Below are 13,185 nucleotides of genomic sequence, written 5' to 3'. Positions count from 1 at the left end.
GGACGCGGGACGGGACGTCGTCGGACGCGGAGCAGGATGTCGTCGGACGCGGGACGGGACGTCGTCGGACGCGGAGCAGGATGTCGTCGGACGCGGGACGGGACGTCGTCGGACGCGGAGCAGGATGTCGTCGGACGCGGAGCAGGATGTCGTCGGACGCGGGACGGGACGTCGTCAGGCGCGGAACGGGAAGCCGTACACGTGCAGCGCGACGTGTTCGCGCCCTTCGGTGTCGCCCGCGGCCACGGCGGCCCGGCCCAGCTCGTCGTACTTCCTGGCCAGGGCGTCCAGTTCCGCGCGCAGTGCGTCCAGTTCGGACGCGGTCAGCCGCAGCAGGGACTCGCTGTCGCCGGCGGCGGCGTTCCACTCGTGGCTCCAGGTGGAGCGTTCGTCGAGATGGCGGCGGTAGAGGTCGGCACGCTGGTCGTGGAAGAGCCGGGCAGCCGCCGTGTGCGCGACCACCTTCTCGGGGGCGTCCCGGAAGTCCTTGTCGCGGATGCTCACGCCCTCCGAGGAGGGCTGCCACCAGCGCTCGCGGCCGTCCGCGCTCTGCGGCTCGGCCTCCTCGATCAGACCGTGCTCGGCGAGCTTGCGCAGGTGGTAGCTGACCAGCGAGACGGCCTCGTCGACCTGGTCCGCGAGGTGCGAGGCGGTCGCCCGGTCGGCCACGCACAGGGCGCGGTACAGCCTCATCCGCAACGGGTGGGCGAGCGCCTTGAGCGTGCCCACGTCCGTGATGGAACGGCTCCCCTTGGCTGTCGTCATGCTCCCAACGCTAGACAGAAAAGAAAAGTTGCACAATATATTTTGCACAACTTCTCTTTCGCATCTGCTGGGAACGCAATGACGGGAGACGCGGAACATGAGAGAAGGCCCCGGCCCTCCCGAAGGACGACCGGAGCCCACGCGACAGACAACCGGGCCGAAACCGAGCGCAGCGTCACCGCACCGGGTGGCCCGCCTCCCGCAGCGTCTGCTTGACCTCGCCGATCCGCAGGTCGCCGAAGTGGAAGACGGAGGCGGCCAGCACCGCGTCCGCGCCCGCGACGACGGCCGGCGGGAAGTCGGCCAGCTTGCCGGCGCCGCCGGACGCGATCACCGGGACGGTCACGTGCTTGCGGACAGCCGTGATCATCTCCAGGTCGTAGCCGTCCTTGGTGCCGTCGGCGTCCATGGAGTTGAGCAGGATCTCCCCGGCGCCCAGCTCGGCGGCCCGGTGCGCCCACTCGACGGCGTCGATGCCGGTGCCCTTGCGGCCACCGTGCGTCGTCACCTCGAAGGAACCGGACTCGGTACGGCGCGCGTCCACCGACAGCACGAGAACCTGCCGGCCGAAGCGCTCGGCGATCTCCCGGATCAGGTCGGGGCGGGTGATCGCGGCCGTGTTCACGCCCACCTTGTCGGCGCCGGCCCGCAGCAGCTTGTCCACGTCCTCGGCCGTGCGGACGCCGCCGCCGACCGTCAGCGGGATGAACACCTGCTCGGCGGTGCGGCGCACCACGTCGTACGTCGTCTCGCGGTTGCCCGAGGACGCGGTGATGTCCAGGAACGTCAGCTCGTCGGCACCCTCGGCGTCGTACACCTTCGCCATCTCGACGGGGTCGCCCGCGTCGCGCAGGTTCTGGAAGTTGACGCCCTTGACGACCCGGCCGTTGTCCACGTCCAGGCAGGGGATGACTCGTACGGCAAGGGTCATGCGGGTACTCCGTGTTCTCCGCCGCGGCGGTACGCCTCCACCTCGACCTCGACGACCAGGCTGGGGTCCACGAAGCCGGAGACGATGATCATCGATGCGGCGGGCCGTACGGTGTCGAACAGCTCCTTGTGCGCCCGTCCGACCTCGTCCACGTCACGCGCGTGCGTGATGTACATGCGCGTGCGCACGACGTCGTCCCGGCCGAGCCCGAGCCGGCCCAGCGCGTCCAGCGCGACGTTGAACGCGTTGACCGCCTGCTCGTACGGGCCGCCGCCGGCGATCTGGCCGTCCACGATGGACGTGCAGCCGGAGACCAGGACCAGGCCGTTGGGCAGCTCCACGGCGCGCGAGTAGCCGAACTGCTCCTCCCAGGGCGCGCCGGTCGTCACACGTCGTACGTCACTCACCTGGCCACCGCCTCCAGGGCCTCTTCCAGGGTGAAGGCCTTCGCGTAGAGGGCCTTGCCGACGATGGAGCCCTCGACACCGAGGGGCACCAGGTCGGCGATGGCCCGGAGGTCGTCCAGCGACGACACGCCGCCGGAGGCCACGACCGGACGGTCGGTGGCGGCACAGACGTTCTTCAGCAGCTCCAGGTTGGGGCCCTGGAGGGTGCCGTCCTTGGCGATGTCGGTGACGACGTAGCGGGCGCAGCCCTCCTTGTCGAGGCGCTCCAGCGTCTCGTAGAGGTCGCCGCCGTCACGGGTCCAGCCGCGGCCGCGCAGGGTGGTGCCGCGTACGTCGAGGCCGACCGCGATCTTGTCGCCGTGCTCGGCGATGACCTTGGCGACCCACTCGGGGGTCTCCAGGGCGGCGGTGCCGAGGTTCACCCGGGTGCAGCCGGTGGCGAGGGCGGCGGCGAGGGTGTCGTCGTCGCGGATGCCGCCGGACAGCTCCACCTTGATGTCCATCGCCCGGGTGACCTCGGCGACCAGCGCCCGGTTGTCACCGGTGCCGAAGGCGGCGTCCAGGTCGACCAGGTGCAGCCATTCGGCGCCCGCGCGCTGCCAGGCGAGGGCGGCCTCCAGCGGGGAGCCGTAGGAGGTCTCGGAGCCGGACTCGCCGTGCACGAGTCGGACGGCCTGGCCGTCACGGACGTCGACGGCGGGGAGCAGTTCGAGCTTGGCCATGGTCTACAGGGTTCCGATCCAGTTGGTGAGGAGCTGGGCTCCGGCGTCGCCGGACTTCTCGGGGTGGAACTGGGTGGCCCACAGGGCGCCGTTCTCCACGGCGGCCACGAAGGGCTTGCCGTACGTCGACCAGGTCACCCGGGGCGGTCGCATGGCCGGGTTCAGCGTCTCGAAGGCCCAGTCCTGGACGGCGTAGGAGTGGACGAAGTAGAACCGGTCGTCCGGGTGGAGGCCGGCGAACAGCTCCGAGTCCGCGGGGGCGTCCACGGTGTTCCAGCCCATGTGCGGGACGACGTCGGCCTGGAGCGGTCCGACCGTGCCGGGCCACTCGTCCAGGCCCTCGGTCTCCACGCCGTGCTCGATGCCGCGGGCGAACAGGATCTGCATGCCGACGCAGATGCCCATCACGGGGCGCCCGCCGGACAGCCGGCGGCCGACGACCCAGTCGCCGCGCGCCTCGCGCAGGCCCCGCATGCAGGCGGCGAACGCGCCGACGCCCGGCACCAGCAGGCCGTCGGCGTTCATCGCCTTGTCGAAGTCACGGGTGATCTCGACGTCGGCGCCCACGCGCGCGAGGGCACGCTCGGCGGAGCGGACGTTGCCGAAGCCGTAGTCGAAGACCACGACCTTCTTGGGGCTGCTCAACTCCACACCTCCAGCCGCATGATCCCGGCGACGAGGCACATGGCCGCGCCGATGGACAGCACGGCGATGAGGCTCGCGGGCATCTTCTGCTTGACGAAGGAGACGATCCCGCCGACGAGGAAGAGGCCGACGACGATCAGGATGGTGGACAGACCGTTCATGGCGTTACAGCGCGCCCTTCGTCGACGGGAGGATGCCGGCCGCGCGCGGGTCGCGCTCGCTGGCGTAGCGCAGGGCGCGGGCCAGGGCCTTGAACTGGCACTCCACGATGTGGTGCGCGTTGCGCCCGTAGGGCACGTGCACGTGCAGCGCGATCTGCGCCTGGGCCACGAACGACTCCAGGATGTGCCGGGTCATGGTGGTGTCGTACTCGCCGATCATCGGCGCCATCTTCTCGGGCTCGGTGTGCACGAGGTACGGCCGTCCGGAGAGGTCGACGGTGACCTGGGCGAGGGACTCGTCCAGCGGGACCGTGCAGTTGCCGAAGCGGTAGATGCCCACCTTGTCGCCGAGCGCCTGCTTGAAGGCGGCGCCGAGGGCGAGGGCGGTGTCCTCGATCGTGTGGTGCGAGTCGATGTGCAGGTCGCCGTCGGTCTTGACGGTCAGGTCGAACAGACCGTGCCGGCCGAGCTGGTCGAGCATGTGGTCGTAGAAGCCGACACCGGTGGCGATGTCGGTCCGCCCGGTGCCGTCGAGGTCGATCTCGACCAGGACGGACGTCTCCTTCGTGGTGCGCTCCACGCGTCCAACGCGGCTCATGACAGGGGCTCCTTCTTCAGTTCCCGTACCGCGTCCAGGAACGCGTCGTTCTCGTCGGGGGTTCCGGCGGACACCCGCAGCCAGCCCGGTACGCCGTTGTCCCGGACCAGGACGCCCCGGTCGAGGATCCGCTGCCAGGCCTCGTGGGCGTTCTCGAAGCGGCCGAACTGCACGAAGTTCGCGTCGGACTCGACGACGTCGTAGCCGATCGCGCGCAGTTCGGTGACCAGCCGGTCCCGTTCGGCCTTCAGCTGCTCGACGTAGCCGAGCAGTGTGTCGGTGTGCTCCAGGGCCGCCAGGGCGGTCGCCTGGGTGATCGCCGAGAGGTGGTAGGGCAGCCGGACGAGCTGTACGGCGTCCACGACCGCGGGGTGCGCGGCGAGGTAGCCGAGGCGCAGGCCGGCCGCGCCGAACGCCTTCGACATGGTCCGGGAGATCACGAGGTGCGGCCGGCCCTCCAGCAGGGGCAGCAGCGAGTCGCCGTGGCTGAACTCGATGTAGGCCTCGTCCACGACGACCATCGACGGCTTCGCCGCCTGGGCCGCGTCGTACAGCGCGAGGACCGTCTCGGGCGGAACCGCGTTGCCGGTGGGGTTGTTGGGGGTGGTGACGAAGACGACGTCCGGGCGGTGCTCGGCGATGGCCCGCTCGGCCGCGGCGAGGTCGATGCCGAAGTCCTCGGTGCGCGGGCCCGCGATCCAGCCGGTGCCGGTGCCGCGCGCGATGAGCGCGTGCATCGAGTACGACGGCTCGAAGCCGAGGGCGCCGCGGCCCGGTCCGCCGAAGGTCTGCAGCAGTTGCTGGATGACCTCGTTGGAGCCGTTGGCGGCCCAGACGTTCTCGGCGGCGAGCGGGTACTTCCCGGTCCTCGTCAGGTAGGCGGCCAGCTCGGTGCGCAACTGGACCGCGTCCCGGTCGGGGTAGCGGTTCAGGCTCCGTGCGGCCTCGCGCACCCGCTCCGCGATCCGCTCGACCAGCGGCTCGGGCAGCGGGTACGGGTTCTCGTTCGTGTTCAGCCGTACGGGGACGTCCAACTGGGGCGCGCCGTAGGGGGACTTGCCGCGCAGCTCGTCCCGTACGGGGAGATCGTCGATTCCGAGGTTCACTTGCTCGTCGGTACCTTCCAGCCGAACCTTGCCTTGATCGCCGCGCCGTGCGCGGGCAGGTCCTCCGCCTCCGCCAGCGTGACCACGTGGTGCGCGACGTCGGCCAGCGCGTCCTTCGTGTAGTCCACGATGTGGATGCCGCGCAGGAAGGACTGCACGCTCAGGCCGGAGGAGTGGCAGGCGCAGCCACCGGTGGGCAGGACGTGGTTGGACCCGGCCGCGTAGTCGCCCAGCGACACGGGCGCCCAGGGGCCGATGAAGATCGCGCCCGCGTTCTTCACGCGGTCGGCGACCGCGGCGGCGTCGGCGGTCTGGATCTCCAGGTGCTCGGCGCCGTACGCGTCGACCACCCGCAGGCCCTCCTCGATGCCGTCCACCAGGACGATCGCGGACTGCTTGCCCGCCAGCGCCGGGCGGATGCGGTCCTCGATGTGCTTGGAGGCCGCGATCTGCGGCTCCAGCTCCTTCTCCACCGCGGCGGCGAGTTCGGCCGAGTCGGTGACCAGGACGGCCGCCGCGAGCGGGTCGTGCTCGGCCTGGCTGATCAGGTCGGAGGCCACGTGCACCGGGTCCGCGGTGTCGTCCGCGAGGACCGCGATCTCGGTGGGGCCGGCCTCGGCGTCGATGCCGATCCTGCCGGTGAAGTAGCGCTTGGCGGCGGCGACCCAGATGTTGCCGGGGCCGGTGACCATGTTCGCGGGCGTGCAGGACTCGGTGCCGTAGGCGAACATCGCGACGGCGGTGGCGCCGCCGGCCGCGTAGACCTCGTCCACGCCGAGCAGCGCGCACGCGGCGAGGATCGTCGGGTGCGGCAGCCCGCCGAACTCGGCCTGGGCCGGCGAGGCGAGCGCGATGGACTCGACCCCCGCCTCCTGGGCCGGTACGACGTTCATGATCACGGACGACGGGTACACCGAGCGGCCACCGGGCGCGTACAGCCCGACGCGCTCGACCGGCACCCACTTCTCCGTCACGGAGCCGCCCGGCACGACCTGGGTGGTGTGCGCGCTGCGGCGCTGCTCGCGGTGGACCAGGCGGGCCCGGCGGATGGACTCCTCCAGGGCCGCGCGCACGGCGGGGTCGAGGGCCTCCAGCGCGTCGGTGAGCGCGCGGGCCGGGACACGGACGGATTCCAGCCGTACTCCGTCGAACTTCTCGGCGAAGTCGATCAGTGCCGCGTCGCCACGATGATGCACGGCCTCGCAGATCGGACGCACCTTCTCCAGGGCGGCCGAGACGTCGAAGTCGGCTCGGGGCAGCAGGTCGCGCAGGGCGGGGCCCTCGGGGAGGGCGTCGCCGCGCAGATCGATTCGGGAGATCACAGACCCAATTCTCTCAGACCGCCACGGGGCGTCGTCGACGCGTATCAATGGCTGATACAGAACGTGGGACAACGGCCAGTACAGACACTGGCCGGAACCCGGAAGATCCCCTTCACGTCTTGTGTTGCGGGAGTCACTCAGCGGGCATGAACGGCTGTACGAAATGAGTGACCCGAGAAAAATCGGGTGACCCGAGAAAGAGGGGGCCGGGGTGACCGAGGGGACCGGCCTGCACGCCGGGGACCTGCCGGACGACCTGACCGCGGCCGAGGCGGGGATGTGGCAGGCCTTCCGCATCGGCAGCGTGTACGACCTGGGCAGCGGGGACGCGGTCGTGGACGACCCGCACGGCGGGCATCCCTGGGGCCCCGAGCGCAGCGTACGGGCGCGCATCGTCTGCTGGCTGCTGCTGGACGGCCCGCCGGCGCTCGCGGGCCGCGTGTCCTCGCTGAAGCTGAGAGGCGTGCGGATCACCGGCACGCTGGACCTGGCGGGCGGCACGGTCACCCCGTACGTGGAGCTGCGCGGCTGCCGCTTCGACGACGAGGTCCGGCTGCCCGAGGCCCGTTTCACGACCCTGCGCCTGATCGACTGCTCGGTGCCGCGCCTGGAGGCGGCCCGGGTGCACACGGAGGGCGATCTGCATCTGCCGCGCTGCCGTTTCCAGAACGGGTTACGGCTGACCGACGCGCACATCGGCACCGATCTGATGCTCAACCAGGCGGTCGTGTACCGGGACCGCACCGGCCGCTCGATCGCCGCGGACGGCATGACCGTCGGCCAGGACCTCCAGGCGGAGCTGCTGGAGTCGCACGGCGAGCTGAGCCTGCGCAGCGCCAAGGTGGGGGTCTCGCTGAGCCTGCGCGGCGCCCGGCTGTCCAACCCCTACGCCCGGCTCGCGCTGAACGCCCCCCAGCTGACCGTCGAGCGCACCCTGTACCTGACCCCGGCCGGGGTGGGCAGCCCCCTGCTGAGCGGGACCACGCCCGCGCGCGGGACGCGGATCCAGCGGTTCGAGTGCCTGGGCGGACTGCGGCTGGACGACGGGCGGTTCGGGGACGCCGTCGACCTGGAGCGGGCCCGGTTCACGTTCACCGAGGACCAGGAACTGTCCCTGCGCCGCGTCCAGACACCGGAGCTGCGCTTCCTCGGCGACAGGCCACCGATCGGCAAGGTCGTGCTGTCCGGCGCCCGGGTCGTCAACCTGGTGGACCACGCGGGCAGTTGGCCGGAGACGGGCAATCTGCACATGGGCGGTTTCGCGTACGAGAACCTCGTCCCGCAGGGCCCGTTCCCGCTGACCCGCCGGCTGGGCTGGGTGGCGGCGGCCACCGCCGAGTACAACCCCGAGCCGTACGAGCGGCTCGCCGCGGTGCTGCGCTCGGCCGGCGAGGACGAGGACGCCCGCGAGGTGCTGCTCGCCAAGCAGCGCCGGCGCCGCGAGACGCTGCCGCTGGCCGCCAAGCTCTGGGGGTACGCGCAGGACTGGACGGTGGCCTACGGCTACCGGCCCGGCCGGGCCGCGGTGTGGATGGCGGTGCTGTGGGCAGCGGGCACCCTGGCCTTCGCCCACGCCGGCCACCCACCGGCCAACCCGGCCAACCACCCCGCCTGGAGCCCCGCCCTCTTCACCCTGGACCTGCTGCTGCCCGTCATCGACCTCGGCCAGGTCGGCCAGTGGCAACTACACGGCAGCTGGCAGTGGCTGGCCGCCGCCATGATCCTCCTCGGCTGGATCCTGGCGACAACGGTGGCAGCGGGAGCGACGAGGTTGCTGCGGCGGGGGTGAGGGGCGCTGCGCGGCGGGGGGAGGGGGCGGCTGCGGGGACGCCTGGGGTGCGCTGGACGTCTGCGGTGGTGGATGCGTGGGCGGGTGGGGAACGGGGGCGGGTGGGGAACGGGGGCGGTGGGCGCCTTTGCGGCCGGGTCGGTGCCGGTGCCGCGGCGGGCCGCGGGCGAGCAGGGCGGGCGCGGCGCCAGCGAGCAGGGGGGCGCGGCGGAGTGAGAAAGGTGGGCGCGGCGGAGTGAGCAGGGCGCGGGCGGAGCGGGCGCACGCAGGGCCGGAGCGAGCGGGGCGGGCCTCGGATCGGCCTCGCTTGCCGTGGCGGCCGTGGTGCGCGGGATGCCTGCGGTACGCCGGGCGCATGCGGCGCACGGGACGCCCGCGGTGCACGGGACGCCTCCGGTACACGCGACGCCTGTGGCCGGCGGGTGGCTGGGTGGGTGGGAAACGGGGGGTGTGGGTGGCCTTGGGGGCGGGGTGGTGATGGTGTTGTGGTGGGGTGCGGGTGGGCGCCGCGGACACGGATGCGGGTTCGACCATTAGGCTGGGGCGCCGTGACCACCGTCCGTCTCCCCCTCTTCCCGCTGAACTCGGCGCTGTTCCCGGGGCTCGTGCTGCCTCTGAACGTCTTCGAGGAGCGCTATCGCGCCATGATGCGCGAACTTCTGAAGACCCCCGAGGACGAACCGCGCCGGTTCGCCGTCGTCGCCATCCGCGACGGCTACGAGGTGGCGCCGAGCGCCCCGGGCATGCCGGACTCGACGGCGCGGCCCGAGCGGGGCCCCGCCGCGGGCTTCGGGACCGATCCGCTCAAGGCCTTCCACACGGTGGGCTGCGTGGCGGACGCGGCGACGATCCGGGAGCGCGCCGACGGCACGTTCGAGGTGCTGGCGACCGGGACCACCCGGGTGCGGCTGGTGTCCCTGGACACGTCAGGACCGTTCCTGACGGCGGAGCTGGAGGTGCTGGAGGAGGATCCGGGTGACGAGGCGGGCGCGCTCGCCGAGGGTGTCCTGCGGTCCTTCCGTCAGTACCAGAAGCGTCTGGCGGGCGCCCGCGAGCGCTCCCTGTCCACGGGTGCCGACCTGCCGGACGACCCCAGCGTGGTCTCCTACCTGGTGGCCGCGGCCATGGTCCTGGACACCCCGACGAAGCAGCGGCTCCTGCAGGCGCCGGACACCGCCTCGCGGCTGCGTGACGAGCTGAAACTCCTTCGCTCGGAGACGTCGATCATCCGTAGCCTGCCGTCGTTGCCCGCGTTCGAGCTGACGCGGACGCCGACCAGTCTCAACTGAGCGAACCGAGGCCGACACACCTGATGGCGAAGAAGTCCAAGAAGCAGCAACAGTCCGGGGGCACCCCCGCGACCGTGGCCCTCACGGCCGCGGGCGTGACCTTCACCGTGCACGCCTACGACCACGACCCCTCCCACCCGTCCTACGGCGAGGAGGCCGCGCAGGCCATGGGGGTCTCCCCCGACCGTGTCTTCAAGACCCTGGTCGCCGACGTGGACGGCACGCTCACCGTGGCCGTCGTGCCCGTCTCCGGCACCCTCGACCTCAAGGCGCTCGCCTCGGCCGTGGGCGGCAAGCGGGCCGCGATGGCCGATCCGGCGCTCGCCGAGCGCACCACCGGTTACGTCCGCGGCGGCATCTCCCCACTGGGCCAGCGCAAGAAGCTCCCCACGGTCCTCGACGCGTCGGCCGACGCCCACCCGACCATCTGCGTCTCGGCGGGCCGCAGGGGGCTGGAGGTCGAACTGTCCCCGGCGGATCTGGCGACACTGACGGACGCGGTGCTGGCACCGGTCGGACGGGGCTGAGGACAGCCTGCCCCCGGCCGAGCCGGCACCGCTCAGCGAGAGGGCCGGCACAGCTCAGCGACAGATCAGGGTCTACGACAGCTCAGGGCTACGCCTACCCGCGTCTACGACAGCTCGGGGTCCCGTGGTCCGAACAACGCCGTGAGCCCCAGGTGCACCAGCACCGCGGCGAACGGCCAGGCCAGCAGCGCGCCCTTCGCACCGAGCTTCAGCGGCGCCGAGAAGGTGACCCCCTTGCCCACCGCACGCGCGTGGGCGATCACGTCGGACGTGGGCCCGAGCCACACGCCCAGCCGCCAGGCCAGTACCGACCCGAGCAGACCGCCGACCCCGAGCGCCACCACCAGCGGCGCACCCCCCTGCCGCCGCAGCAGAAAGACGATCAACGAGCTGACCACACCGAAGGCCAGCCCCAGCAGAATGAACGTTCCGTCCACCCCCGCCGCCTGCTCACCCTCGGAGTCCTTCAGGTACACGACCAGGCTGCGCCCGGCCTCGTCGCCCACCAGCGGGACGTGCGGCGCCAGCCACCACCACAGCAGCCCGAACAGCACCCCGCCCACAGCCACGGCCACCGCGATCACGGCGGCTTCCCGCACTTCGGTCTTCATTCCGGGGCCGTCCTGTTCGTACTTCTCGTACCCCCCCGCGACCGGCACCCCGGCAGGCGGCGGCCCCTGCCAGACCTGGTGCGCGGAGTCGTCGTGCGGCGGCGGAGGCGGAGTCAGCGGTGCGGTCACCCTGCCATCGTGCCAGGTCGCGTCGCCCGCCGCGTCACCGGACGGCGGCCCTGCGGTACGCCCGGGTCGCCACGGCCAGCGAGATCACACCGACGCCCGCGCACACTCCCAGGTCAGCGAGGACGGCCGCCCAGTCGGGATGCGCCTGGAAGGTCCGGGCGTACGCCTCCACGCCGTAGGTCGAGGGCAGCAGGTCCCGGGCCAGCCGGACGATCTCCGGCATCCGATCGGCCGGCAGCACGCCGAGCAGCAGCGCCGCCGACATGCCCAGCTGGCCGAGCAGGGTGGCCAGTTCGGGCCGCGGCGCGAGGAGTCCGAAGGCGGCACCGAGCCCGGAGAGCGCAGCGCCCGCGAGCGGGATCACGGCCAGCAGCACCCACAGGTTGGACAGCGGCAGCCCGAACAGCACGCATCCGAAGACGGCGGTCACCAAGGTCCCCGGCACCGTGAAGGAGGCGTACGCCGCCGCGGCGCCCAGCACGACGGCCGTCGGCGGAACCGGCAGGGTGGCGTAGTGGTCGAGTCCTCCGCTGGCCCGCAGCTGCCCGAAGTACTGGGACAGCAGGTTCAGGGCCACGTACGCGACGACCAGCACCGAGGAGCCCGCCACCACGGACCGCGCCTCGCCGCTGCCGTCGACGACGCCCCGCATCATCACGGCGATGCCGACGGACTGGAAGGTCGCCACGAACAGCAGCGGGATGCGCGCCACCCGGGCCCGGGACAGCTGGGCGCGGTAGACGGCGACGAGCGACGGCCACAGCCGCGCGGGCGGCCCCAGCTCGGCGGCGCCCGGGGGCGTCTGCGACACCGTGCGGGCACCGCCCGGCAGGACCTCCGCGGGTACGACACTCACGACGAGCTGCTCCTCTTCCCGACGGCGTGCGTCCCGCCGTCCTCCGGGGGCCGCCCAGGGGACCCCCACCGGGACCGTACGCATCCGGTGCGCCGCCCGCTCATGCCTTCACCAGCCCCTGCCGTGCCGCGCCGCCCAGTGCCAGGTACACGTCCTCCAGGCTGGGCGTGGCGAGCGTGAAGTCGTCCAGGGCGGCGAAGGCGGCCCCTCCGGTCACCGTGGCGACGGCGGCGCGGGCCTCCTCCGGCGCGAGCCGCAGGGTCCAGCGCCGGCCGGACTCCACGGCCCGCTCGCGCAGCACGGCGACCTCGGGCACCTCAAGCGGCGCACGCTCCCGCCACACCAGCTCGACCCGCACCTCGCCGGAGACCTGCTCCTTGAGCCCGGCGGGGGTGTCGCAGGCGATGACGCGGCCCTGGTCGAGGACGGCGACCCGGTCGAGGACGGTCTCGGCCTCGATGACGTTGTGGGTGACCAGCAGCACGGTCGCGCCGTGCTCGGCCCGCCGCCGGTCCACGGCCGCCCAGACGGCGCGCCGGGCCACCGGGTCCATGCCGGTGGTGGGCTCGTCGAGCACGAGCAGCGGTCGCCGGCCGACGAGCGCCGCGGCGAAGCAGGCGAGCCGCCGCTGTCCGCCGGACAGCTTCTTCAGCGCCCGCCCGGCGAGCGGTGTGAGCCCCAGTTCGTCCATGACGGCGTCCCGCTCGGCCCGTGCCCGGCGTGCGTCGAGGCCGCGCAGCCGTCCGGTGGTCTCGACGGCGAGGGAGACGGTCAGCTCGTCCAGGGCGGAGGACTCCTGCCCCAGGTAGGCGAGGATCCGCGCGGCGCGCTCGGGGTGGCGGACGATGTCGTGCCCGAGGATCTCGACGCTCCCGCTGTCCGGCCGCATCAGGCCGGTGAGCTGGCGTACGAGGGTGGACTTGCCGGCGCCGTTCGGCCCGAGCAGTCCGAATACCTCCCCGCGCCGCACCTGAAGGCCGACCCCGTCGGTGGCCCGCACCTCGGGCGCGTCCGGCGCCCCGCGCCGCCCCTTCAGGGCCGGATACGTCTTCCTGAGCCCGCGCACGCGTACGACCTCGTCATGCCGAAGTGCCTGTCCCGCGCGCGTACTCACAAGGGACGAGCCTACGGGGTCCGGCCCCTTTACTCGCCTTTGGGGGCACTACTCCCCGCCCGTCGTCGTCCGCCACCACCACCGACTGCCGTGACCGCCTTCGGGCGCTCCTCACCGCACACCCCCGACACGGCCCAGGACGACACGCCAGACGCCACACCTCAACAGCGATCGACCACGCCACCACGAACCGGCGGACGCCTTCGGAGGCAC

Annotated in this window: 15 protein-coding genes; 3 read left to right on the top strand and 12 right to left on the bottom strand. The window is 72.4% G+C overall.

The window, feature by feature from the left end:
- Positions 1–174: 174 nt before the first annotated feature.
- From ACGFYV_RS28260 to hisD, 9 genes are all read right to left on the bottom strand, one after another.
- The gene (locus tag ACGFYV_RS28260) at positions 175–765 is read right to left on the bottom strand and encodes an ArsR/SmtB family transcription factor (protein WP_393881311.1); all 591 of its coding nucleotides are present in this window, start codon (positions 763–765) and stop codon (positions 175–177) included.
- Between the two features lie 175 nt (positions 766–940).
- A complete protein-coding gene (gene hisF, locus ACGFYV_RS28255; RefSeq protein WP_393881310.1) occupies positions 941–1,696 on the bottom strand; it encodes an imidazole glycerol phosphate synthase subunit HisF in 756 nt (251 codons plus the stop codon).
- Positions 1,693–2,103 carry a RidA family protein gene (locus ACGFYV_RS28250; protein WP_393881309.1) on the bottom strand — a complete coding sequence of 137 codons (411 nt, stop codon included), beginning with the start codon at positions 2,101–2,103 and terminating at the stop codon, positions 1,693–1,695. The genes hisF and ACGFYV_RS28250 overlap by 4 nt, the downstream gene beginning before the upstream one ends.
- The gene (gene priA / locus ACGFYV_RS28245) at positions 2,100–2,825 is read right to left on the bottom strand and encodes a bifunctional 1-(5-phosphoribosyl)-5-((5-phosphoribosylamino)methylideneamino)imidazole-4-carboxamide isomerase/phosphoribosylanthranilate isomerase PriA (RefSeq protein ID WP_393881308.1); all 726 of its coding nucleotides are present in this window, start codon (positions 2,823–2,825) and stop codon (positions 2,100–2,102) included. The genes ACGFYV_RS28250 and priA overlap by 4 nt, the downstream gene beginning before the upstream one ends.
- 3 nt (positions 2,826–2,828) lie before the next feature.
- Positions 2,829–3,476 carry an imidazole glycerol phosphate synthase subunit HisH gene (gene hisH, locus ACGFYV_RS28240; protein WP_393881307.1) on the bottom strand — a complete coding sequence of 216 codons (648 nt, stop codon included), beginning with the start codon at positions 3,474–3,476 and terminating at the stop codon, positions 2,829–2,831.
- On the bottom strand, positions 3,467–3,631 hold the full coding sequence (locus tag ACGFYV_RS28235) for a hypothetical protein (RefSeq protein WP_393881306.1): 165 nt from the start codon (positions 3,629–3,631) through the stop codon (positions 3,467–3,469). Before ACGFYV_RS28235 ends, hisH begins: the two co-directional genes overlap by 10 nt.
- 4 nt (positions 3,632–3,635) lie before the next feature.
- Positions 3,636–4,229, bottom strand: coding sequence for an imidazoleglycerol-phosphate dehydratase HisB (gene hisB, locus ACGFYV_RS28230; RefSeq protein WP_030743584.1), 594 nt, complete (start codon positions 4,227–4,229; stop codon positions 3,636–3,638).
- Entirely contained in the window at positions 4,226–5,335 is a 1,110-nt protein-coding gene (locus ACGFYV_RS28225; RefSeq protein ID WP_393881305.1) for a histidinol-phosphate transaminase, read from the bottom strand. Before ACGFYV_RS28225 ends, hisB begins: the two co-directional genes overlap by 4 nt.
- Positions 5,332–6,657 carry a histidinol dehydrogenase gene (hisD, locus tag ACGFYV_RS28220; protein WP_393881304.1) on the bottom strand — a complete coding sequence of 442 codons (1,326 nt, stop codon included), beginning with the start codon at positions 6,655–6,657 and terminating at the stop codon, positions 5,332–5,334. Before hisD ends, ACGFYV_RS28225 begins: the two co-directional genes overlap by 4 nt.
- A 211-nt stretch (positions 6,658–6,868) precedes the next feature.
- Here hisD and ACGFYV_RS28215 point away from each other — a divergent pair, with 211 nt between their 5' ends.
- From ACGFYV_RS28215 to ybaK, 3 genes are all read left to right on the top strand, one after another.
- Positions 6,869–8,446, top strand: a complete 1,578-nt coding sequence (locus tag ACGFYV_RS28215; RefSeq protein ID WP_393881303.1) for an oxidoreductase — start codon at positions 6,869–6,871, stop codon at positions 8,444–8,446.
- A gap of 548 nt (positions 8,447–8,994) precedes the next feature.
- A complete protein-coding gene (locus ACGFYV_RS28210; protein WP_393881302.1) occupies positions 8,995–9,735 on the top strand; it encodes an LON peptidase substrate-binding domain-containing protein in 741 nt (246 codons plus the stop codon).
- Positions 9,736–9,758: 23 nt separating this feature from the next.
- Positions 9,759–10,262: a Cys-tRNA(Pro) deacylase gene (gene ybaK, locus ACGFYV_RS28205; protein WP_393881301.1), complete on the top strand. Its 504-nt coding sequence runs from the start codon at positions 9,759–9,761 to the stop codon at positions 10,260–10,262.
- A 104-nt stretch (positions 10,263–10,366) separates the two neighbouring features.
- On the opposite strand, the gene ACGFYV_RS28200 is transcribed toward ybaK, so the two are convergent.
- The 3 genes from ACGFYV_RS28200 to ACGFYV_RS28190 form a co-directional block, all read right to left on the bottom strand.
- Positions 10,367–11,002, bottom strand: coding sequence for an AAA family ATPase (locus ACGFYV_RS28200; protein ID WP_393881300.1), 636 nt, complete (start codon positions 11,000–11,002; stop codon positions 10,367–10,369).
- 34 nt (positions 11,003–11,036) lie between these two features.
- On the bottom strand, positions 11,037–11,858 hold the full coding sequence (locus ACGFYV_RS28195; protein WP_393881299.1) for an ABC transporter permease: 822 nt from the start codon (positions 11,856–11,858) through the stop codon (positions 11,037–11,039).
- A gap of 100 nt (positions 11,859–11,958) precedes the next feature.
- Positions 11,959–12,972 carry an ABC transporter ATP-binding protein gene (locus ACGFYV_RS28190; RefSeq protein WP_393881298.1) on the bottom strand — a complete coding sequence of 338 codons (1,014 nt, stop codon included), beginning with the start codon at positions 12,970–12,972 and terminating at the stop codon, positions 11,959–11,961.
- Positions 12,973–13,185 lie beyond the last annotated feature (213 nt).

The organism is Streptomyces sp. NPDC048297 (assembly GCF_043201585.1).
Classification (GTDB): domain Bacteria; phylum Actinomycetota; class Actinomycetes; order Streptomycetales; family Streptomycetaceae; genus Streptomyces.
Note: the sequence above shows the minus strand (reverse complement) of the source record. Positions and strands in the feature narration are given on the sequence as shown.

Excerpts from the sequence above, each read along its gene's own strand:
- ybaK (WP_393881301.1), top strand. The coding sequence starts at position 9,759 with ATGGCGAAGAAGTCCAAGAAGCAGCAACAGTCCGGGGGCACCCCCGCG.
- ACGFYV_RS28235 (WP_393881306.1), bottom strand. The coding sequence starts at position 3,631 with ATGAACGGTCTGTCCACCATCCTGATCGTCGTCGGCCTCTTCCTCGTC.
- hisF (WP_393881310.1), bottom strand. The coding sequence starts at position 1,696 with ATGACCCTTGCCGTACGAGTCATCCCCTGCCTGGACGTGGACAACGGC.
- priA (WP_393881308.1), bottom strand. The coding sequence starts at position 2,825 with ATGGCCAAGCTCGAACTGCTCCCCGCCGTCGACGTCCGTGACGGCCAG.
- ACGFYV_RS28260 (WP_393881311.1), bottom strand. The coding sequence starts at position 765 with ATGACGACAGCCAAGGGGAGCCGTTCCATCACGGACGTGGGCACGCTC.
- hisB (WP_030743584.1), bottom strand. The coding sequence starts at position 4,229 with ATGAGCCGCGTTGGACGCGTGGAGCGCACCACGAAGGAGACGTCCGTC.